The 21573-nt window shown below is 70.6% G+C and carries 18 protein-coding genes; 4 read left to right on the forward strand and 14 right to left on the reverse strand.

All coding sequences use genetic code 11. The features are described from left to right. Positions 1-2 precede the first annotated feature (2 nt). The 5 genes from ABD235_RS03050 to ABD235_RS03070 form a co-directional block, all read right to left on the reverse strand. On the reverse strand, positions 3-764 hold the full coding sequence (locus ABD235_RS03050; protein WP_344168959.1) for an SCO2322 family protein: 762 nt from the start codon (positions 762-764) through the stop codon (positions 3-5). 379 nt (positions 765-1143) lie between these two features. Then, entirely contained in the window at positions 1144-1353 is a 210-nt protein-coding gene (locus ABD235_RS03055; RefSeq protein WP_344168962.1) for a hypothetical protein, read from the reverse strand. After that, positions 1350-2363 carry an aldo/keto reductase family protein gene (locus tag ABD235_RS03060; protein WP_344168964.1) on the reverse strand — a complete coding sequence of 338 codons (1014 nt, stop codon included), beginning with the start codon at positions 2361-2363 and terminating at the stop codon, positions 1350-1352. Before ABD235_RS03060 ends, ABD235_RS03055 begins: the two co-directional genes overlap by 4 nt. Positions 2364-2426: 63 nt before the next feature. Next, positions 2427-3737 carry an MGH1-like glycoside hydrolase domain-containing protein gene (locus ABD235_RS03065; protein ID WP_344168967.1) on the reverse strand — a complete coding sequence of 437 codons (1311 nt, stop codon included), beginning with the start codon at positions 3735-3737 and terminating at the stop codon, positions 2427-2429. A gap of 7 nt (positions 3738-3744) precedes the next feature. Then, positions 3745-4335, reverse strand: a complete 591-nt coding sequence (locus ABD235_RS03070; RefSeq protein WP_344168970.1) for a DUF3043 domain-containing protein — start codon at positions 4333-4335, stop codon at positions 3745-3747. Positions 4336-4503: 168 nt separating this feature from the next. Between ABD235_RS03070 and ABD235_RS03075 the strand changes: the two genes are divergently transcribed. From ABD235_RS03075 to ABD235_RS03090, 4 genes are all read left to right on the forward strand, one after another. Beyond that, a complete protein-coding gene (locus ABD235_RS03075) occupies positions 4504-5313 on the forward strand; it encodes a PspA/IM30 family protein (protein ID WP_344168973.1) in 810 nt (269 codons plus the stop codon). Next, positions 5310-5585 (forward strand): PspA-associated protein PspAA, encoded by a 276-nt coding sequence (gene pspAA / locus ABD235_RS03080; protein ID WP_344168976.1) that lies wholly within the window; start codon positions 5310-5312, stop codon positions 5583-5585. The genes ABD235_RS03075 and pspAA overlap by 4 nt, the downstream gene beginning before the upstream one ends. A gap of 293 nt (positions 5586-5878) precedes the next feature. Beyond that, positions 5879-7354, forward strand: coding sequence for a sugar transferase (locus ABD235_RS03085; RefSeq protein ID WP_344168979.1), 1476 nt, complete (start codon positions 5879-5881; stop codon positions 7352-7354). Between the two features lie 85 nt (positions 7355-7439). Then, positions 7440-8027 (forward strand): RNA polymerase sigma factor, encoded by a 588-nt coding sequence (locus tag ABD235_RS03090; protein WP_344168982.1) that lies wholly within the window; start codon positions 7440-7442, stop codon positions 8025-8027. A 70-nt stretch (positions 8028-8097) separates the two neighbouring features. Here ABD235_RS03090 and ABD235_RS03095 read toward each other — a convergent pair whose 3' ends face one another. The 9 genes from ABD235_RS03095 to asnB all read right to left on the reverse strand — a co-directional run bounded on the left by ABD235_RS03095 (position 8098) and on the right by asnB (position 21573). Further along, entirely contained in the window at positions 8098-8475 is a 378-nt protein-coding gene (locus ABD235_RS03095; RefSeq protein WP_344168985.1) for a hypothetical protein, read from the reverse strand. 5 nt (positions 8476-8480) lie between these two features. After that, complete coding sequence (locus ABD235_RS03100; protein WP_344168988.1) at positions 8481-10097, reverse strand: right-handed parallel beta-helix repeat-containing protein; 1617 nt, start codon at positions 10095-10097, stop codon at positions 8481-8483. A 30-nt stretch (positions 10098-10127) separates the two neighbouring features. Continuing rightward, a complete protein-coding gene (locus ABD235_RS03105; RefSeq protein WP_344168991.1) occupies positions 10128-11330 on the reverse strand; it encodes a glycosyltransferase in 1203 nt (400 codons plus the stop codon). Continuing rightward, entirely contained in the window at positions 11327-12565 is a 1239-nt protein-coding gene (locus ABD235_RS03110; RefSeq protein ID WP_344168994.1) for a hypothetical protein, read from the reverse strand. The genes ABD235_RS03105 and ABD235_RS03110 overlap by 4 nt, the downstream gene beginning before the upstream one ends. Continuing rightward, positions 12562-14187 carry a YveK family protein gene (locus ABD235_RS03115; protein WP_344168997.1) on the reverse strand — a complete coding sequence of 542 codons (1626 nt, stop codon included), beginning with the start codon at positions 14185-14187 and terminating at the stop codon, positions 12562-12564. Before ABD235_RS03115 ends, ABD235_RS03110 begins: the two co-directional genes overlap by 4 nt. After that, positions 14184-15401 (reverse strand): Wzz/FepE/Etk N-terminal domain-containing protein, encoded by a 1218-nt coding sequence (locus ABD235_RS03120; protein WP_344169000.1) that lies wholly within the window; start codon positions 15399-15401, stop codon positions 14184-14186. The genes ABD235_RS03115 and ABD235_RS03120 overlap by 4 nt, the downstream gene beginning before the upstream one ends. A gap of 78 nt (positions 15402-15479) precedes the next feature. Further along, positions 15480-17405 (reverse strand): heparinase II/III family protein, encoded by a 1926-nt coding sequence (locus ABD235_RS03125; RefSeq protein ID WP_344169003.1) that lies wholly within the window; start codon positions 17403-17405, stop codon positions 15480-15482. Between the two features lie 41 nt (positions 17406-17446). After that, a complete protein-coding gene (locus ABD235_RS03130; RefSeq protein WP_344169006.1) occupies positions 17447-19666 on the reverse strand; it encodes a bi-domain-containing oxidoreductase in 2220 nt (739 codons plus the stop codon). After that, positions 19663-21573, reverse strand: coding sequence for an asparagine synthase (glutamine-hydrolyzing) (asnB, locus tag ABD235_RS03135; RefSeq protein ID WP_344169009.1), 1911 nt, complete (start codon positions 21571-21573; stop codon positions 19663-19665). Before asnB ends, ABD235_RS03130 begins: the two co-directional genes overlap by 4 nt.

Here is a 21573-nt window from a genome sequence, read left to right on the forward strand (position 1 = left end):
GATCAGCTCTGCGCGCGTCGGCGAGCCAGCACGAAGCCACCGCCGGCCAGCAGCAGTACGACGACCGCGGCGACGACGATGCCGGTCACTGGAGCGCCGCCGTCGTCCTCGGCGGTGGTCGGGGGCTGGGCGGCGTTGGTCGGGTTCGACGCCGGGGTCGGGGAGGCGGCCGAGCCGACGGCCGGACCGATCTCCAGGCTGACCGGCGCGTCGGTGGCCGGGACCTTGATGTTCTTCACGGGGCTGCCACAGCCGGTGGCCGGGTACCCGTCGATGCCGCAGGTCAGGCCCTTCTCGATCCGTACCGGACCGGTCGCGGCCAGCACCTTGGCGCCGGTCGCCTTCGCGTCGGTGACGACGCAGGTGCCGGTGGCGGGCGGCGGGGCCACGCCGGACTCGGAGTCGGCCGGCGTACCGGGGTCGACGACGAGGGCGACGCGCTTCTTGCCGGTCTCGGCCGGAGTGGCGCCGCAGATCGCCTCGAAGTCACCGGCCGCGCGCGGGACCCGCGGCTTGGTGCCACCGAGCGCGTACCGCCAGCCCTCGACCGCACCATCGGCCGGGACCACCTGGTCCGAACCCTTCTGCGCGAACGCCCATTGGCCGTTGGCCCACTGGTAGTAGCCCCAGAACCGGTAGCCGTCCTCACTGGTGGTGCTGACGCTGGTGCTGGTGGCTTGGGCAGTACTGATGGTGACGGTCCCCGCCAGCAGGAGACCCGCCAGCAGGCTGAGGACCAGTCGCAGGGTCCGGTGTGCAGTCATCTCGTGTCCTCGCTCGGGCCGGGGCCTGACAGGAGGAGAGCGCACCGCCGGGAACACGGGGCCGGCTCCTCCCGCGGTCCTCGGCGGGTCGGTGAGCCTGCTGCCTGGACGCAGTGTTCCGGCTCACCGCCGCCCGGTGTCCCGGGTGCGGCCTACGGTTGCGGGTCAGCGCCGGCTTCGGACCGGCTTCCCTGCGGCACAGCAGTGGTTCGGCCGCAGCTTACCGCCGGGCGCGCCGAGCCGCGGGGCCGCCGTACGCCGAACGTGCGGCACCCCACACGTGCGAGAGCCCGTGGCCGACCGGTCCCGGACGTGCGAGAGCCCGTACGGCGAGCGCGGTGGACCACCTGCTCGCCGTACGGGCTCCTGGAAGTGCTGCCTACTCCTGTGCGGCCAGGCTCATCGGGCCGTAGACCTCGCGGCCGTCCTCGAGCAGGTAGACCTGGGCGACGCCCTGGTCGGCCAGCTCGCGCCAGATCTCGCCGAGCCAGCTCTCCGCGTCGCCCTGGGCGGAGAAGTCCGCCGTACCCAGGTCACCCGGGTCGGCCGGCTCACCGGCGGCGGTCTCGAACCGCCAGGTCCAGCTCACGAGCCCGGCCGGGTCTGCGGCGCGTTCTGCGCCGTCTTGGCCGGGTCGGTCTCGATCGCGTTGCCGAGCGACTCGTCGATCCGCTTCAGCAGCGCGTCCTCGAGCTTCACGCCGGCCGCCTTGACGTTCTCGGTGACCTGCTCGGGGCGGGAGGCGCCGATGATCGCCGAGGAGACGTTCCGGTTCTGCAGGACCCAGGCGATGGCCAGCTGGGACAGGCTCAGCCCGGCCTCGTCGGCGATCGGCTGCAGCTCCTGGACGCGCTCGAGCACGTCGTCCTTGAGCCAGCGGCTGATCATGTCCGCGCCGCCCTTGGCGTCGGTCGCGCGGGAACCCTCCGGCGGCTGCTGGCCCGGCTTGTACTTGCCGGTCAGCACACCCTGCGCGATCGGCGAGAACACGACCTGGCCGATGCCGAGCTCCTCCGAGGCCGGGACGACCTCGGCCTCGATGACGCGCCAGAGCATGTTGTACTGCGGCTGGTTGGAGACCAGCGGCACGCGCAGCTCACGGGCCAGCCGGTGGCCCTCGCGCAGCTGGTCGGCGGTCCACTCCGACGTCCCGATGTAGAGCGCCTTGCCCTGGCGGACGACGTCGGCGAAGGCCTCCATCGTCTCCTCCAGCGGCGTTTCGGTGTCGAACCGGTGCGCCTGGTAGACGTCGACGTAGTCGGTCTTGAGCCGCTTCAGCGAGCCGTTGATCGACTCGTGGATGTGCTTGCGGGACAGGCCGACGTCGTTCGGCCCGCCCGGCCCGGTCGGCCAGTACACCTTGGTGAGGATCTCCAGCGACTCCCGCCGCTGTCCCTCCAGGGCCTCGCCGAGCACGGTCTCCGCCGCGGTGTTCGCGTACACGTCCGCGGTGTCGAACGTGGTGATCCCGGCCTCGAGCGCCGCCTTCACGCAGGCCTTGGCCTGCTCGTTCTCCACCTGCGACCCGTGGGTCAGCCAGTTCCCGTAGGAGATCTCGCTGACCTTCAGTCCACTGTTTCCGAGATACCGAAAGTCCATACCCCCGACCCTACTTCCACCCGCGGACACCCGCCCGTCGACGCCCTGCCTACGGACAGCCCGTCAGCTGACTTCGATGCTCAGGGTGTGGTGGCCGGTCAGGGTGGCCGGCACGGAGGTGACCGGTTGGCCGTCGAGCCGCACCTGCGCGGTGCTGCCTGTGCCGGTGAGGGTCAGATCGAGGGTGGCTGCCCGGTACGGGAGGCCAAGCAGGTGGAGGTCTCCCAGGCCCTCCGGGACCGTCGGGCGGATGCTGATGCCGTCGGGGGTGAAGTGGAGGCCGAAGAGGGACTCGTGGATCAGGCGGAGGTACGCCGTGGCCGACCAGGTCTGGTGGGGGAGGGACTCCCACTGGCGGCCGACCTGCCAGCCGCCGTCCACCGCGCCGGTCACCGCGTTGTAGAGCTCGAACAGCTCGTCACCGGAGCCGTGGAAGAGGCGGGCCAGGTCGTCGAGGGTCTGGCCGAACACCTCCACGTCACCGGCGGAGGCGGCGGCCGCGCCCCACAGGCCCATCACCATGGGCCAGCAGATCGCGTTGTGCCGGCCGGGGCGCTCCGCGTCGTACCGGTCGAAGTGCGGCCAGACGTTGACCATCCCGTACGGCTCGCGGTGCGCGGCCGCGAGGATCTGACGGGTGCGCGCAGGCCCGGCGATGCCGAAGTCGATGGCCAGGGCGAGCCCGGCGGTCTCCTGGTGGCGGTCGAGCCCGTCCGGGCCCAGGTAGTACCCGTACAGGCCGGTCGACGCGTCCCACAGGTGCAGGTTGATCGCGTCGGTCAGCACGTCGGCCCGGCGGTCGAACAGCGGCTCACCGCCCAGCAGCGCCAGACAGCGCAGCGCCCGGACGTACACCGCGTTGGTCGACAGGCACCGCAGCTCGGCCGTCCCCGGGTAGTCCAGCACGAACGACGTGCCGACTTCCTCGTACGACGGGAGCCCACTGATCCCGTCCTGCATCAGCGCCGGCCCGGCGTACAGCCCGGTCGCCGGGTCGAAGCGCTCCCGGTCGAGGATCGCCAGCGACGCCCGGCCGATCTCGTACGCCGTGGCGGCGAACTCCGTGTCGCCGGTGACGGCCACGTGCTCCCACGCGCCGATCACCCAGATGATCTGGTCCCACCACTGGTTGTCCTGGGCGACCACTCCCCGGTCCAGGTCGCAGACCTTCAGCAGCGTCGCCCGGGCCACGTCGGGCGCGAGCAGGCTGGCGGCGTTCCAGCAGTTGATCGCTGCGTCGCGCGTCCACGGGTCGTCGTAGCCACCGCCGGCCCGGACGAATCCGGCGGCGGTGACGTTGACGTCCAGCAGGTTGTGCAGCGCCGCGTCGTACAGGGCGGTCAGCCCGGCCGGTCCCTCGAGTTTCGGCCGCATGAAGCAGTCAGGCCGGCTTCTCGCCGCGGGCGACCATCGGCTTGGGCAGCCGCCAGCGCCGCATCTGCATCGTCCGGCGGACGGCGTAGAACCCGATCCCGCGCGTCGACTCGTTCGGGAACTTCTTCGCGATCGCCCGCTTCAGCCCGCCGGACAGGAAGAACCAGTCGGCGCCGATGCACGCGATCATCACCAGGAACAGCAGGTTCACCAGCCCGGGCAGCCAGGTGAACACGCCCGAGAAGACCACGCCGAGCAGCGAGATCACCAGCAGCACCGGCAGCGCGAACTCCATCACCGACCAGCGGGCGTCGACGTAGTCGCGGGCGAACCGGCGCACCGGGCCCTTGTCGGCGGCCGGCAGGTACCGGTCGTCGCCGGTCTTCATCGCGTCCTGCATCTTGGCCCGCTCGGTGCGCATCTTCTCCCGCCGGTACGCCGCCGCCTCCTTGCGGTTGCGCGGCTTCTTCAGCGAGGCCTTGCGCGCCTGCTCGGCCTCGCGCCGGGTCGGGGTCGGCCGGCCCTTGCCCCCGGTCTTGCCCTGGGGCTCCGCCGCGGCGGCTTCGGACGGTGTCTCGGACTTGCTACGACGGAACACGGGAGCTGGACCTCATTCGGGCTGCGCAGTCGATCACTCGGGGTCGTCCCCGGAGGATCGGGCCAGTTTATCGGGGCCGGTCCTGATGGTGTCGTGACCCATCGGGACATAGGGTGGATGACACGCACGCCGGGTCCACTCTCCGGCACAGAAGGGGTACGGATATCGATGAGCATCTTCAGGCGGATGTCGACGATCTTCAAGGCCAAGGCGAACACCGCCTTGGACAAGGCCGAGGATCCTCGCGAAACTCTTGACTACTCGTATCAGAAGCAGCTCGAGCTGCTGCAGAAGGTACGCCGTGGCGTGGCCGACGTGGCCACCAGCCGGAAGCGGGTGGAGCTGCAGGCTTCGCAGCTGCAGTCCCAGTCGTCCAAGCTGCAGGAGCAGGCGCAGAAGGCGCTCTCGATGGGCCGTGAGGACCTCGCCCGGGAGGCACTGACCCGCAAGTCCGGCCTGCAGGGCCAGATCGACGACCTGACGGCCCAGCACGCCCAGCTCCAGGGCGAGGAGGAGAAGCTCACGCTGGCCTCCCAGCGGCTGCAGGCCAAGGTCGAGTCGTTCCGGACGCGCAAGGAGACCATCAAGGCCACCTACACCGCGGCCGAGGCGCAGACCCGGATCAACGAGGCCTTCTCCGGCATCTCCGAGGAGATGAGCGACGTCGGTCTGGCGGTCCAGCGGGCCGAGGACAAGACCCAGCAGATGCAGGCCCGCGCGGGCGCGATCGACGAGCTGCTGGCCTCCGGCGCGCTCGACGACGCCTCCGGCAGCAGCAAGGACAGCATCACGCTCGAGCTCGAGCGGATGTCGTCCAACTCCGACGTGGAGAGCGAACTGGCCGCGATGAAGGCGCAGATCGGCGGCTCGGAGGCGCCGAAGCAGCTGTCCCAGGACGCCCCCGGCGGGGCGCAGCCGGCCCAGCAGCCGGTGCAGCAGGCCGAGCCGGTTCGACCGCAGGACGGAGACGTTCGATGATCGTTCGCATCATGGGTGAGGGTCAGTACAAGCTTGCCGACGAGAAACTCGACCAGCTGAACGCGGTCGACGGCGACCTGGAGAAGGCCGTCTCGGCCGGCGACGAGGACGCGTTCAAGACCGCCTTCGCCGCGCTGCTGACGTTCGTCCGCAACGGCGACCGCGTCCCGGACGACGAGCTGCACGACTCCGACGCGATCCTGCCGCCGGGCGACAGCACGCTGGCCGAGATGCGCGAGCTGATCAGCGGCGACGGCCTGATCGCCGGCTGATCACTTAAAGTAGTCGTTTGAGAAACCCCCGGCCCGGTAGGGCTGGGGGTTTTCGCGTGTCACGCCTCGACAGGCTCCGGATTCCGGACCAAGGAAACCCGCAATGGCTACTGTCGGATACCGGTTCGGCGTAGTAGCCTCTGGGCATCGCCGTTGTGGGGGCGGCGCTTCATCGATAGTCCGTGACGGGGTGTGTAGCGGGTCGCGGGCATCGATTCACCTGTGGGGGGTGGCTGTGCGTGACTGATATTGTCGTGTCCGAAAGTCTGTCCGAACCGGTGGACGGACGTCCGGTGCAGGGGGATCGTCGGGGCCCGGTCTGGGTCGTTCCCGCCGTGGTGCCTGCGGTCGTGCCGCGGTCGGCGCGGTTCACCGAGGCCAGCTGGGTCGCGAGGTACCGCCGGATCGCGGTGGGCGGCGACCTCGCCGTTGCGCTGCTGGGCGTCTCGGCGGCGCTGGTGACACGCTTCGGCGGCCAGATCAGCCTGGGCTACTTCGTGCTCGGCGCCGTGCTGCCGATCGCCTGGCTGGCCTGTGTGGCCCTGGAACGCGGGTACGAGAGCCGGTACTTCGGTACCGGACCGGAAGAGTTCAGGTCGGTGCTGCGGGCCACGGTGGCACTGACCGCCCTGGTCGCGGTCACGTCGTACGCGACGAAGAGCCAAGTGGCCCGAGGTTTCGTCGTGCTCGCGGTGCCGTTGACCTGTCTGGGCGCGATGACGCTCCGCTGGCTGCTGCACCGCGCCATCGCGAACCGCCGCTTCGTGGGTCGTTGCATGCGGCGTGTCCTGGTCGTCGGGCACGACGAACAGGTGACCACGCTCAAGCGGCACCTGGAGGAGCGACCGGCCGACGGGTACGTCGTCGTCGCGACCTGCCTGCCGCGTGGCGTCGCCGCACCGGAGCCCGATCCGGACTCGGAACGGCTGGGCCGCGCCGAGGTCGACATCCTCGCGGCCGTCGACCTGTACGGCGTCGACGTGGTGGCCGTGGCCGCCGATCCGGAGCTGGCCGGGCACTCGCTCCGCCGGTTGTCCTGGGCACTGGAGCAGCGCGGTGTCGAGCTGATCGTGTCGCCGGGCATCGTCGAGGTGGCCGGTCCGCGGATCTCGATCCGCCCGGTCGCCGGACTGTCGCTGCTGCACCTGGAACGGCCGTCGGTGAGCGGCGGGCCGCACCTGCTGAAGAACATCTTCGACCGGGTGGTCGGTGGGGGACTGTTGCTGATGGCAACTCCGCTGCTCCTGGCGGTCGCGCTCGTGGTGCGACTGACCAGCCGCGGCCCGGTGCTGTTCCGGCAGACCAGGGTCGGTCGGGCGGGTGCGGAGTTCACGATGCTGAAGTTCCGGACCATGGGGGTCGACGCCGAGGAACGCAAGGCCGAGCTGCACGCGGTCGACGAGGGCAACGGAGTGCTGTTCAAGGTCCGCGACGACCCACGGGTGACCAGGGTCGGCCGGCACCTGCGGCGGTTCTCGCTGGACGAGCTGCCGCAGCTGGTGAACGTGCTCCGGGGGGAGATGTCACTGGTCGGGCCGCGGCCGCCGCTACCGGCCGAGGTGGCCAGGTACGCCATCGACGACGCACGGCGGATGCTCGTGAAGCCCGGCCTGACCGGTCTGTGGCAGGTCAGCGGGCGCAGCGACCTGACCTGGGAAGAGTCGATGCGGCTCGACCTGCGGTACGCCGACAACTGGTCCATCGCCCTGGATCTGCTCATTTTGTGGAAGACCGCGCGCGCGGTCCTCGGCAGCGCAGGAGCCTACTGACCCGTCGCCCGTCGGCGGGTCGTCACTGACGTCTTCGAGCACCAGGAAGGCGTCGAGCACAGCAGTGTTCCCAAGGGGGGAATCCATGCCATACCTCAGTGTTCCGGGCGACATCGACGAGAAGGAGTCGACCGCCCGGTCCGAGGCCGCACACCTGGTCGCGCTGGCCGCCCAAGGCGACCAGGTCGCCTGGGGCCGGGTGGTCGATCACTACGCCCGGCTCGTCTGGGCGGTCACCCACAGCTTCCGTCTCACCGACAGCGACGCGTCCGACGTCTCGCAGGTGGTGTGGTTGCGGTTGCTGGAGCACATCGACCGGGTGGACCCGGTCCGGGTCGGCGCCTGGCTGGTCGTCACCACCCGTCGCGAATGCCTGCGGGTGCTGGCGTTCCGCAAGCGGGTGCTGCTGACCTACGAGCCCGATGCCTTCGACGTCGTCGCGGTGGACCAACCCGAGCCGGACGCCGAGCTCCTCGCCGATGAGCGGGCGGTCGACGTACGCCGGGCACTGGAGAGCTTGCCGGACCGCTGGCAGCAGATGCTCGCCATGCTGATGGCCGATCCGCCCGCGCCGTACGCCCAGATCTCCGAGCAGCTGAACATCCCGATCGGCAGCATCGGACCGATCCGGGGGCGCTGTCTGGACAAGCTCAGGGTGTTGCTCGCTTCCTGAGCGGCACGGCTGAGCCGACGACCTGGGCAGCCCCCCGCCCAGAGCCGGCGGCCGGTCCCCGCCCGCTGGATCAGAGCATGATCCACGCGGTCCGGACCGGCCGCCGTGCGGTGCCCGGCCACCGGAGCAGGAAGCTGACCAGCCGTTGCGCCGCGGGACCGTCGGTGTCCGCGGCGCGAGCCTCGACCACGACCGGTCCCGGTGGGTGCAGCCGCAGATCCACCGTCAGGTGTTCCTGGCCGTGGACGTCGACCTCGAGGGCCCAGTTCAGGTCGGCGAACCGCAGCCGTCGTACCGTGCTGGTGCCCTCGTCCAGCGGATCCACGAGGCTGTCGTACACCAGGTCCAGCACCTCCAGGTCGCGTTCGTGCTGGCCGAACGCCGCGTACCCGACCGAACGCAGCAGTTCCAGCTGTGTGCTCGCAGCGCGCTCCGGTCGCCAGCTCATCGTTCTCAGCGCGTCCCTTGAACCTTGATCACGCTGTCGCGGTCCTGCAGGTACGGCGCGCCCTGCCAGGCCGACCAGTTCACCCCGTTGCCCTGTTCGTGCACGATGAAGTTCCACGGGCCGCGGTAGGTGTTGGCGTAGAACCGGTTCTTCTGGTCGAAGGTGATCGCATCCTGGATCGCCCGCTGCCGGTACGGCGACCAGGCGGGGAACGTGCCCCAGTTGGAGAACAGGCCGTTGTAGCCGCAGCCGGTGCGGAACGCGCAGGACTTGCCGATCTTGTCGGGATCGAGCGAGAACGTGTTGTCGTGCACGCTCACGTTCTGGGTCTTCCAGCGGCAGTCGCCGAGGTAGGGCTGACGGCCGATGGTGGTCGCGTTGCAGGTCTTGTTGGTGACCGTCGACGGGTTGACCAGCGTGCTGGAGCCCGTGCTCGTGTTGGCCGGCGAGCCGGCGAACCGGTCCGCGTTCTCCCACAGGATCACGCCGGCCCAGTTGTCGGTGAACACGTTGCCCGCGACCTCGAACGTCTCGTTGAACGGCCCGGCCACCCGCGGGTCGCTGCCGGACTCCGAGATGTACACCGCCGAGGTCGGGAAGCCGCCGTTGCCCGGGCCCTTGCCCAGACCGTTGCGGACGAAGGTGTTGCCCCTGATGCTCGCGTTGTAGCTCGTCTCGTAGATGATGCCTTCGGCGCTGTTGTCGGAGAAGTAGTTGCCCTCGATCCGGAAGCCGGTGTTGTTGGTGTCGGCCCACAGGCCGGTACTGCGGTTGTGGTGCACCCAGTTGCCGCGCACCACCGCGCCGGTCACCTCCCAGAACTTGCCGCCGCCGGTGCAACCGCAGCCGGGCTTGAGGGCTTCCCAGTCGTCGGTGTTGTTGCCGGCGATCTCGTTGTTCTCGATGACGATGTCGGCCACCTTCTTGGGGTTGTAGGCGTTGAAGCCGTACTGGCCGTTGTCCTGCAGGCAGTTGCCGCGCAGCACGTTGCGGCTGCCGACCATCACCGCGGCGCCCGCGTTGTGGCGAATCGTGTTGGCGGTGACCGCCCAGCCGGACGCGGAGTTGTGGTTCACCACTCCTTCGTCGCTGTTGGTCCTCGGAGCACCGAAGTTCTGGATGGTGAGGTTCTTGACGGTCACCCCGGTGACGTAACCGGTGAACGCGTAGCGGTTGACGCGCCGGCCGTCGAGGACGGCCCCCGGCGCACCCAGATAGGTGTTGCCCTCCTTGGGAATCACCTGGCTGAACTCGCCGGCGGCCAGGGTGTGGGTGCCGGGCGTCAACCAGAACGTCGTCCCGGGTGGACTGGCCTTGGTGAGGTCGTTGAGATCCTGCTTGGTGCTGACGGTGACGGCGCCGGCCGGTGCGGTGGCCGGTCCGGCCAACGCAGCAGTGCTCCCGCAGACGCGGGCGGTCGGCGCGGCGGGGGCGGTGACCGGAGGCGAGGGGGGCGGTTGGGTCAGGTCGGCCGGGGCCTGGTCCGCGGCCGGCTTGTCGTCGTCGGCGACCGTCACCGCCACCAGGACACCGGTCAGGAGCAGCAGACCCGCGGCAACGGGGACGAGCCGGCGGTACCAGGCGGATCCACGACCGGACCGGGCCGCAGCGCGTTGTTCCATGACACTTCCTTCGGGGGCAGCGTTTCGCGGCTAGCGAGAGGCCGAGACGGACTGGCTGATCGCGAACCGGTAGATGTCGAGCAGTTGACGGACGTTGTGCCCCGGATCGTGGCGGCGTTCGTAGGTCTCCCGGGCGCGGCGGCCGTACTCCTGGTAGCGCCGGGGGTCGGTGTCGACGTCGGCCAGCAGCTTCGCCAGTGAGTCCGGCTGTCCTGGCTCGAACAGCGCGCCGTCGACGCCGTCGCCGATCAGGTCCGGGAACGATCCGTGGTTGGCCGCGAGCGGTGGCACCCCGACGGCCATCGCCTCCACCACCACGAGACCGAACGTCTCCTCCCACTCCGAGGGCAGCACCACCGCACGGCACCGGGCGATCAGCTCGAAGCACTGTTGCTTGGTCAGTTGCCCCGTGAGCTCGACCGACGGCCGGGTCGCGGCCCATTCGGTCACCTCGGGCAGCAGCGGACCGGCGCCGGCGATCAGCAGGCGGAGCGCGTCGTCGCCGGCCAGCGCGCGATAGGCGTCCCAGCCCCTCATCAGCAGCGACGCACCCTTGGGAGCGTCCAGCCGCCCGACGTAGGCGACCTGCCGTTGCCGGTCACCGCCGACCGGACCGTCGTACGGGACGAGGTTGGGTTTGACGTAGGTCCGCTCCGGCTGGAACCCGAGGGCCGCGAGCAGCCGGCGCTGGGAGTCGGAGATGAAGATGTACGCCGAGACGAGGTCGCGCCAGCTGCGGCGGTGCACGCGGGCAGCCAGGACCGTCGGCCCGGTCGCCAGCGCCGACCCGCGGTAGCAACGGTGCACGACCGCGGGGATCGGATTGCCTCCGGCACAGTCGTGGCAGACGGCGCCGTCGCGGAAGAAGTCGCCACTCGCACAGAGCAGCTTGTAGTTGTGCAGCGTCGCGACGACGGGGACCTTCGCGTCCCGGCACGCGTACAGCACGGACGGGCTCAGCAGGGGGAACGTGTTGTGAACGTGCACGACGTCCGGCCGGAACCGGGCCAGGGCGGCCGCCAGATCCCGCTTGCTGGTGGGGTTCCAGATCACTCGGCCCGGCAGCGTCGCCTTCTGCCAGGCCGGCCAGTCCTCGATCTCGTCGCTGAGCCGGCCGAAGGTCTCGACCTCGTGGCCGTCGGCGGTCAGCGCCTCGGCCTCCTGCTCGACGACCCGGTTCTCCCCGCTGGGCGCGGTCGACCGGTACGTGTTGTGCACGAGCAGGATCTTCATCGCACTCCTTCTCGGAAGGTACTTCCGGAGTACACCAGCGACGCCGCCAGCGTGAGTTCGAGCAGGTACGGCGACGCGTCGCTGAGACCGCTCTCGGTGAAGGAGGCGACGACGCAGTACGCGACGAGGAACAGTGCCAGCGCACGGCGTGGTCCGTCGGGCTGGAACCAGGCGGCCGTCAGCACGAACAGCACCATCGCCACGACGATCGCCACCCCGGCCAGCCCGATGTCGTAGTACGTGCCCAGCCAGTTGCTGTCGATCGGCAGTCCGTTGAAGGACTTGTTCGACAACCCGAGGCCGAAGACCGTTTCGAAGGTGGAGCGAGGTGCGGCCACGATGGACTCCCAGACCGCCCGGCGGCCGGTCAGCGCGGCGACTTCCTCGGTGTCCTGGCCGCGGGCCAGCCAGGTGGTGACCACCGAGCCGAGGGTGAGGGCTCCGAGGGTGAAGAAGGCGGCGCCGATCGCGAACGACTTGCGGACCCGCGACCGGGTGGTGAACAAGCTCAGTCCGGCGATCAGAACGCCCGCCAGTACGGCGATCAGCGCGGTGCGCGTGTGCGTCAGCAGCAGGACCGGCACAGCCAGCAGGACACTGATGAGCGCCAGTTCACGTCGCAGCAGACCGGACAGCCAGAGCACGGTGGTGAGACCGGTGACCACGGCGGCGTAGTGGCCGACCTGGGTGGGCGGGATGGGCCACAGGGCTCCTCCCAGCCGGCTGTCGGTGAGGGCGACACCGGGAGCGGCCAGCAGGCCGAGCAGGACGGAACCGAGGATGACCCACAAGAACATCAGGTGGGTTCTCAGCAGCAGGAGGTCGCGCCGCGTCCACCACGGCGTCAGCAGCCACAGCACCGTGGCGAACAGCAGCAGCCGGGCCGCCCGGAAGAGCGCGCCGAACAGGAACTCGGCGCCGATGCTGGCGAGCAGCGACTCCGCCGCCAGCAGCACCAGCAGGAAGACGAAGACACTGGGCCGGATCCGCGCCGGCCGGTTCGCGCTGAGCGCCAGCAGCAGGGCGCCCCCGAGCGAGGCCTGGGTGACCAGCTTGCCGACGACGCCCGGGATCGGCAGGATGTGCGGCGCGCCGGGGAAGAACGTCAGTACGTTGACCACCAGCAGACCCCAGGCGGCCTGGACCCGCCGGCGACGCCGGCGTTGCGGTGTGACGACTCGTCGGCCCCCGTGGTCGCCCGCGAGCCGTGCGCCGATCGTGGCGATCGCGGTCATCGGGCGAACATCTCCAGGTCGGTGTCCGGCCCGCCGGTGGTCTCCACGACCCCGACGCCCTCGTCGGTGCGATCCGCGTTCAGCACCACGGCCGTGTCGATCGACAGACCGGCCAGCCGCAGCATGTCTCCGGTGGCGTGGATCTTGGTGGCCGTGGAGCGTCCCGCGGTCACCACGACCGCGGCCCGGGAGGCCCAGGTGGCCAGGTGGTCCGCGCCCAGCATCGGCGTGAGGGTGGAAAGGGTGAGCACCAGGCCGGCGGAGTCCCAGGAGGCGTCCAGAGCGATGTCGCCCGAGCCGGCCAGCCGGCCGTCGTCGTTGCGCCGCAGGTGGCACCCCTGTGCGGGTCCGCCATCGGGCTCGGGAAGGAAGACGTCGATGCGGTGGCGGGACTCGCTGAAGTGCGACTCGTGCGTGCCCGTCGTGGTGACGCCCAGGAGACCGGCGAGAACGCCCGATCCGGTCAGGTCCGCGACCAGGACGTGCTTGCCCTCCGCAGCCACCGCCACGGCCAGCGAGGCCGTGGCGAGAGCGCAGGCACGCTCGTCGTCGACACTGACCACGGCCAGGGTGGGGGTCGCGGACTTCGCCCAGGTGATCTGCCGGTGGAGGTGCTGGACCAGGTGGCGGATCTCCGGGTGCTGACGCTGCGACTTGCGCAGGTACCTGGGGAACGGCCACCAGCGCAGGCGCGGTGGCCGGCCGGTGCTGAGCCGGATCCGGGACCCCAGCGACCGGGCGATGTCCTGCCGCTTCCACAGCCGGTCCGACAGCAGCGCGCGGACGACCACGAAGCCGAGACCGAGGAAGAGCCCGGCCACCAGTCCGGTGCCGGCGCTGATGGCGAGAGTCCGCTTCATCGAGGCCGGTACCGGTGCGGCCTGGTCGAGCAGCCGGCTGCTGTTCATCCGCGCGGCCTGGACCTCGTGCTCGGTCACCTGCGTCTGGATGATGTCACGGGCCTGACGGGCAGCGGTCAGCGCGATGGCCTGCGGACTGTTGGTTCGCTTCGGCTCACGGGGGTCGTCGCCGGCGGTCCGCACCGCTGCCTCGGCCGCTCGAACCTTCTCCTGCGCGGTGACGAGATCCGCCCGCAGCGGGGCGTCCACCTGCGCGATCTGCTCCTTGCGGAAGGCCAGGTACGTCTGTGCCAGCACGGTGGCCAGCCGCGTGGCCTCCGCACTGGTCTTCGCGGCGACCGCGATCTCCAGCACCCGGTCGGTCAACGCCGTCGCGGTGTACTGCTTGAGCAGGTCGTCGGGAGTCTCGGTCAGCTTGAGCCGGTCGATCACCCGCTGCGCGACGGTGTGGGTCGTCACCAGGCTCACGTCGGTGGCGACCGCCCGCGCCGGGTCGTCGCCCTCGCGGTGGGTCAGCACCAACCGGGCCGACGACACGCTCGGCGGCGGCAGCACGCTGGGCATCGCCAGCCCGGCGGTCAGCCCGGCGACCGCGAGGACCAGCCAGATCCGCAGGTGCCGCTTGACCGCGTCGCGGAGGAAGCGCAAGGTGACCAGGCTGTCCGGCGGGAACGCCGTCGACGGCTCGTCGGCGAACAGGTCGTCGTCGTCCTCCCAGGAGGACTCGGCGCGCGACGGCTCGGCGTACGGCTGGTTGCTCATCGGCTCGTCCTCTTGGCCGTGCCGCTGAGCAACGTGGGCAGTCGCGCACCGATCCGCCGGGTGGACTGCGAGACGCGGCCGATGGTGCGGTCGGTGGGATCGGGATCGGTCACGACCAGGCCGTCGATGTCGCGGTCGTCCGCCGCGGCGGCCACCGCGAGCCGGGCCAGTTCTTCGGCCGTCACGCTGCCGGCCGACAGGGCGACGATCGTGGCGGTGGTGCGATCGGCCTCGGTCAGCTGCGGCGTGTCCCGGCCGACCACGACGACATGGATGCTGAGGGCAACCTTTCCGGGCGGCTCCTGGTGGTTGTCGACGACGATCGCGGTGGACAGGCCGATCGAGGTCGCGAACGCCGCCAGCTGCGGACCGAGCGGCCGGGCCTTGTCGTCGCCGGCGAACGAGATCACGCTCAGCGAGACGTCCGGACCCCCCTTCGCGTCCAGGCCGAGGTGGTGGAGCGTCTTGCGCAGGTTCCACGCCTCGACGGCGGTCGGCGTGTAGTGCTCGAGCAGGTTGGCCCAGTCCTCGACGTCCTTGGCCCGGTACGACGCGACCGAGGCGAGCACCGGCAGCCCGACGGCGTCCGCGATCTCGTCCCGCAGCCGCAGCCGGCGGTCACCACGCACCACGGCCAGCAGCCCGATCGAGCCGGCCACGGCACCGAGCAACGCGCCCAGGAAGCCGAAGATCGCCAGGTGGATCGCCATGTTCCCGCCGCGAGCGGTCGTCGCTTCTTCCAGCATTCGAGCCCCCGTCTTCTTCCCCAGATCGCCCGGCAGCTTCTGGTCGGTGGTGACGAAGACCAGGTAGACCTCCGCGACCGCGTTCGCCAGTTGCATCGCCTGCCGCGCCGACGTTCCCCGGGCGTCGATCTCGATCACGTCCTGGGTGACCGCGACGACGTCGACCCGGTCGCGGACCGCGTCGGTCTCCAGTGCCGGAGTCAGGTTCTGACCGGCGCTCTTCAGCACCGGCTCGCTGCCCGCGATGAACACCTGCGTCTCGATGCTCTGGGTGCCGGCCGCTTTCTCCGCGTCGGTCGCGGGCGGCGGCGGCAGCACCACGAGCGACGTGGCGGTGTGCATCGGCGGCTCGAGCAGCGCGTAGCCGATGCCGGCCAGCAGCCCCAGCGCGGCCACGGCCGCGACCACGCGCCGGTGCCTCCGGATCGCGCGCCAGGACTTCTTGACGTCCAGCTCCTGTGTGCTCACAGGCCCCTCCAGTCGAACGCCGTCGGTTGGTTCGCTGTAATAGAGGGCGCCGAACCGGGACTGATACAGCCAGGTCGATCAGTGACGGAAGCGGAACCGGCTGACCAAGGCCGAATCCGCGGCCGGCCGGCCGGTGCCGATCAGCGTCGTGCTCTCCACCCGGTGGCCGAACCTCGGGGAGTACCAGCCGAGGATCGGCGCCGTCTGCCCGCGATGCGCGACCCACGTCAGCTCCGCCGGCAGTTCGGCGGTCGCCGTACCGGTCGGCCAGTGCAACCGGGCGACGGGTCCGTCGAGCTCGACGCGCACCTCCGGGCCGAGGTGCCAAGCCAGCCGAATGGGTACTGCCGCGTCCACCCTGTCCTCGACGCGCAGGACACCGGTGCGATGGTCCAGCACGACCGAACGGCGGTGTGTGGCCGACGGTTCGGAGGCTTGGTAGCCGTCGTGCTCGGCGCTCCACACCGACTCGTCGTCGTCGGCCGAGAACCGCTGCCCGTGCCCGGCGGCTCCCCGCAGCCACAGGAACGGCCCGCCCTGCACCGACTGCTCGGCGCCCGCGACCTCGACGGTGTTGTGCCCGATCGTCGAGCGGAAGTAGTTCCGCCAGGACTCCTCGCCGTGGTAGCAGTACGTCCCCGGGTCGGCGAGGACGTCCGTGCCGCCGACGCGCACCTCCAGCGACAGTGCGTCGGCATGGGCGTGGGCCGCGATCGAGAGGAATCCGTGCGGGCCGGCGTCGGCGCGGCACCAGATCTCCGGGCCGGGGTCGCGGCTGTGCAGGATGGTGATGCCCGCGTCGGCGAAGTGCTCCGGCCGCTGCTCCGGCCGGTCGGGCTGAGGATGCCGCCCGACCAGGGATCCGGCCAGTACGGCGGCCGTGGTGTCCGCGACCGACGGCCACCACGGGGCACGGCCGACCAGCGCGGAACCGAGCGAGAGGAAGGCCGACCAGTTCGTCAGGTCGGGCGGATCGAGCACCAGGACCTGACCCTCGTCGTCGTCGCCCTGACGCGGCGGGCGCAAGGTCTCGTCGACGACCGCAGCGGCCACGTCGAGCATCCTGGTCAGCAGCGCCCAGGTCCGCGCCGGCAACGGGTGGCCGGCCGCGTCGGCCTCGACCGCGGCGTACAGACCGAGCTCGGCGACGAAACGGTGGTAGTCGGTGGCCAGCTCACGGTTGACCCCGGAGGCGAAGGTGTTCGCGTCCAGCTCGCGGTCGAGCAACGCGGCGGCCTCCCTGCGCCAGCCGGTGCTTTCCGCGAACCACGGGAAGGCGCAGGCGGCCACCAGTTGGCCGGCGGCCTCGGCGATCACGTGGTTGTTCGCCGACGAACCCCGGCTGCGGAACGCGGCGAGGTAACGCTGGTGCCAGTGCACCTGGCGGATCGCCAGGTCGTTGTGCTCGAAGAGGTCTTCCACTCCGGGCCAGTCGGCCATCAGCCGTCTGATCCAGGTCCAGCTGATCAGCCGGGTGCCGATCTCGATCCCGCTGGTCCAGTGGATCCCCGACAGGAACGGGTTCTGCCGCCACCAGTCGTTCAGCTGCTCCGCGACCCGGTCGGCGTAGCTGTCGTCGTGCGTGAGGTACCAGGCCGCCGCGAGTTGTGTCAGGTGATGGTGCCGCGACAGCTCCCAGACCTGCTTGACGTTTCCGACCAGTTCCTCCGAGCGGTGGTTCAACCGGAACGCGTAGTGCGCCGGGTCGGACCGCCGGCCGGTGACCGGATCCCGGAACCAGTCCGGGCTGCGCAGGTCGGTGCGCTCGATGCCCAGTACTTCCAGCTCACCGGCCAGGATCGCGTCGGCGGTGGAGATCACCGCCTTGCGAGCTGCCGCCGGTACGTCGTTCGCGGTACCGGTTGGCAGGGTGGCTGCGAAGACCCTGTCCGGGCCGCCGGGCAAGGAGCTGGTGAGCTCCTCGCCCGGGCGGACCTGCTGAGAAGCCCAGGTCGTACGACGGACGTGGTCGCGGGACCGCCAGATCAGCTCACTGGGAGACATCCGGCGCAGTCGCCGGACGTACCAGCCCACTGGCTGGCGGCTCACACGGTTCCCGGGCCGCGGAGCGGGGCGATCGGTACCGGGCAACCGCTCGCCAAGCTCTGGTCCACAGCGATGGTGGCCCGCGTGGTGGCGATCAGGGACTCGAACGGAACAGGCATCGGCCCGCCCGACCGGACCGCTGAGACGAAGGCGGACAGCTCGGCCCGCTGACCCTTGTCCACCCCGCCACGGGCTTTCTTCGTCACCGGCCGACGGCCGGTCCACAGGGACGCCTTCTGGAAGTTGTCCAGCCGCGCGTTCCGGCCACCGCCGGTGATGTCGAGGGTTTCCTTCGGGAACCGCGCGTTGCCGCAGCTGAGGTAGCTGATCGTGCCGATCGAGCCGTTCTCGAAGCGCAGGTTCACGGTCACGTCGCCGTCGTCGGGTCCGGGCACCGCGTAGACCTCGGTCGGGAGACTGTCCAGCCACCAGGAGAGCGTGTCGATGAAGTGCCCACCCTCGCCCGCGAACCGGGTGCCCTCCCGGCCCTGGTCCAGGTACCAGCTGGACGAGTCGAGCCGGCCGGCGTTGACCAGGTAGCGCAGCGCCGAACCGCCGCCCGGCTCGCCGAAGCGGGCCCGCAGTCCGGTGAGCAGCGGAGCGAAGCGGCGGTTGAAGCCGACCATCAACCGGTCGTTGCCAGTGGCATCGACCACAGCGACGATCCGGTCCACCTCCTCCGCCGTCAGCGCCAGCGGCTTCTCCACGAACACCGTCTTGCCGCGCTCCAGCGCCCGGCAGGTGAGGTCGGCGTGACTGCTGTGCCGGGTGACCACGAAGACCGCGTCGAGCGACTCGTCGTCCAGCACGGCGTCGGCGTCGGTCGAGATGCTCGTGAACCCGAACCGCCGCTGGGCGTTGGCCGCCGACAACGACTTGTTGGTGGCGACGTGCGCGAGCACCGCCTCCTCGTTCGCGGCCAGGTGCGGCAGCAGCATCGAGGAGGCGTAGTTGCCCGCGCCGACGAAGCCAAGCCGCACCTTGCCCGACGTACCGGTGGCCGGACGGGGTGCGGGCCGACGGGCCACCGGGGGCGCGGGCTGCGGGAGCGTGCCGGAGTCGGGGTACTCGAAGAGGAAGCCGACACCGGGCAGTGCGCCGGTGCTGAGCTGCCCGTACACCTCGGTCGCGTCCGCGATCGGGAAGATCCGCGCCACCAGCGACGACACGTCGATCTGCTCGCGCGCGATCAGGTCGATGAAGCACTCCAGGTTGCGCCGCTCGGTCCAGCGGACGTATCCCGCCGGGTAGTCGATGCCCTCGAGCTCGTACCGGTCGTCGTAGCGTCCGGGGCCGTACGACCGGGAGAACCGGACGTCCAGCTCCTTGTCGTAGTAGGCGTTCCACGGCAGGTCGAGCTTGGTCTTGCCGATGTCGACGATCCGGGCCCGGTCGCGCGCCAGGCGCGCGGCCACCTCGACCGGACCGTTCGACGAGCCACCGGCGGCCAGCAGGACGTGGTCGGCGCCGAGTCCGTTGCTCGCCCCGAGCAGCGCTCGCTCGAGCGTCGCGATCCCCGCGTCGTCGGCCGACGAGCAGGCGATCGCGCCCGCCTTCTCGGCCATCCGGCAGCGGTCGTCGACCGTGTCGATGCCGAAGACCCGGACCCCGGCCGCGACCAGCAGGCGCACCACGAGCTGGCCGACCAGGCCGAGCCCGATGACCACCGCGGTGTCGCCGAGCTGGACCTCCGACTGGCGGACACCGTGCATCGCGATCGCACCGACGGTGGAGAAGGCGGCCTGCTCGGCCGGAACCCCGTCCGGAACCGGCACGCAGAGGTTGGTCGGGATCCAGTTGTACTCCGCGTGCAGCGCGAACTCGTTGCCGGCGGCAGCGACCAGCTGGCCGACGGTGAACTCCTCGGCGCCGCGGCCCACCTCGACGACCTCGCCGCACAGCGAGTAGCCCAGCGGCGTGTAGGAGTCGAGCTTGTTCATCACCTTCTTGTAGGTGGAGACCGCGCCCTGCTGGACGACCGAGTCGAGCACCTTCTTGACCTGGTCCGGCCGGGCCCGGGCCTTGCCGAGCATGGACAGCCGGGCCTCGCCGACCTTCATCAGTTCGGTGCCGGTGGAGATCAGCGAGTAGTGCGTCCGGACCAGTACCCCGCCCGGCGCGCAGGCCGGTGGTGGAACGTCCAGCACCGCGAGCTCGCCGGACTTGTAGTTCTGCGCAACCTGCTTCATCGTCGTCTCTCGCTCCGGTAGGAGGGTCATGTGCTGACTCCCAGCGCACCGAGGTGGCGGCACCAGGTCTCCAGCGTCAACAGCTGCCAGATCTGCTTGGAGTAGTCCTCGCGGCCGGCCCGTTCGTCGGCGACGAGCCGCGTCACGGCCTCCCGCTGGAGGAAGCCACTGCCGACCAGTTGGCCGTCCAGCAGCACGTCGTCCACGAGCTCGCGCAGGTCGTTGCCGATCCAGGCCCGCAGCGGCGCGCTGAACGACGCCTTCGGCCGGTAGATGATCTCCTTCGGCAACCAGGCCTCGGCCGCGCGCTTGAGCGCGAGCTTGCCCTGCCGGCCCTGGATCTTGTCCCGGCCCGGGATCGAGAACGCCGCCCGGACGACCTCGGGGTCGACGAACGGGGTCCGCACCTCGGTGGAGGCGGCCATGCTGGCCCGGTCGGTGTAGGCCAGGTTCAGTCCGGGCAGGAACATCCGCGTGTCGGCCAGGCACATCCGGTTCACGTGGTCGTCGAGCGTGGTGTCGTGATACAGGTCGCTGTGCTCGGCCAGCAGCTTCCCGACGTACGGTTCGAGGTCCGGGTTCAGCAGGCCGGTCAGCTCGTCGGCGTCGTACATCGTGTAGCTGCGCCGGAACGCGGCTTCCTCGGGCAGGTCGGCGAAGGTGAGGAACCGCTTGGCCCAGCGGGCGTAGCGCAGTCCCCGGCCGTTCGCGGTGACCGGCAGCCGCCGTACCGCGGGGCCGACCAGGCCGTTGCGGACGACGCCCGGCAGCCGCTGGTACCGAGCGCCCATCACACAGGCCAGATGCTTGCGGTAGCCGCCGAACAACTCGTCGGCGCCCATGCCGGACAGCAGGACCTTGACCCCGGCGTCGCGGGCCGCGTCGCACATCAGCAGCGTGTTGATCGCGGCCGGGTCGCCGATCGGCTCGTCCAGGATGTCGACGATCCGGGGGAGCAGCTCGACCACGTCCGGCGCGATCTCGATCTCGTGCAGGTCGATCCCGAACCGCTGAGCCACCTTGCGGGCGTAGACCGCGTCGTCCGGCATCGCCTCGAGCCGCTGGTCCTCCGCCCGGAAGGTGATCGTGTACGCGTCGATCCCGGGATCGCTGCGCTTGGCCAGCACCGTCACCAGGCTCGAGTCGAGCCCGCCGCTGAGGAACGTCGACACCGGTACGTCGGCGACCAGGTGCGCCGCGACGGACTCCTCGATCACCTGGCGCAGGTCCGCGGGCGGACCGGCCGCCGCCTCGGCGGCGACGTCGGCCACCCGCCAGTACGTCTCCTGCCGGCCGGTGCCGTCCGGCCGGAACTCCGCCCACGAGCCGGGCGGAAGCTTCTCCACACCCTCGATCGCGCAGCGCTGCTCGGGCAGCCAGTAGTAGAGCATGGACGCGATCAGCGCCCCGGGATCGGTGCGCAGCTCCGGGCCGATCGCGGCCACCAGCGCCTTCAGCTCGGAGGCGAAGATCACGCCACCGTGGCGGCGCCGGAAGTACAGCGGCTTGATGCCCATCGGGTCGCGCGCCAGGAACAGGCTGCCGGTCGTCTCGTCGAGCATCGCGAACGCGAACATGCCCCGGAACCGGGGCAGCGCCGCAGGACCCCAGCGGCGCCAGGCCTCCAGCACGACCTCGGTGTCGGAGCTGGTCCGGAAGGTCGTTCCCGAGGCGGCCAGCTCGGCCCGCAGCTCCTTGTAGTTGTACAGCTCGCCGTTGTAGCTGATCGTCAGGCCCTGGTGCGAGAACGGCTGGTCGGCGGCCCCCGTCAGGTCGATGATCGACAACCGGCGATGGGCCAGGTACGCGCTGATCCGGCCGTCCTCGACCCGGTGCACGCCGGTCGCGTCGGGCCCGCGGTGGGCGATCCGGTCGCTCATCGTCTCGGCCAGCGCGAGGCCGTCGTGCTGCTGGTAGCAGCCGGCGATTCCGCACAC

This window comes from Kribbella lupini, from assembly GCF_039529595.1.
Lineage (GTDB): Bacteria > Actinomycetota > Actinomycetes > Propionibacteriales > Kribbellaceae > Kribbella > Kribbella lupini.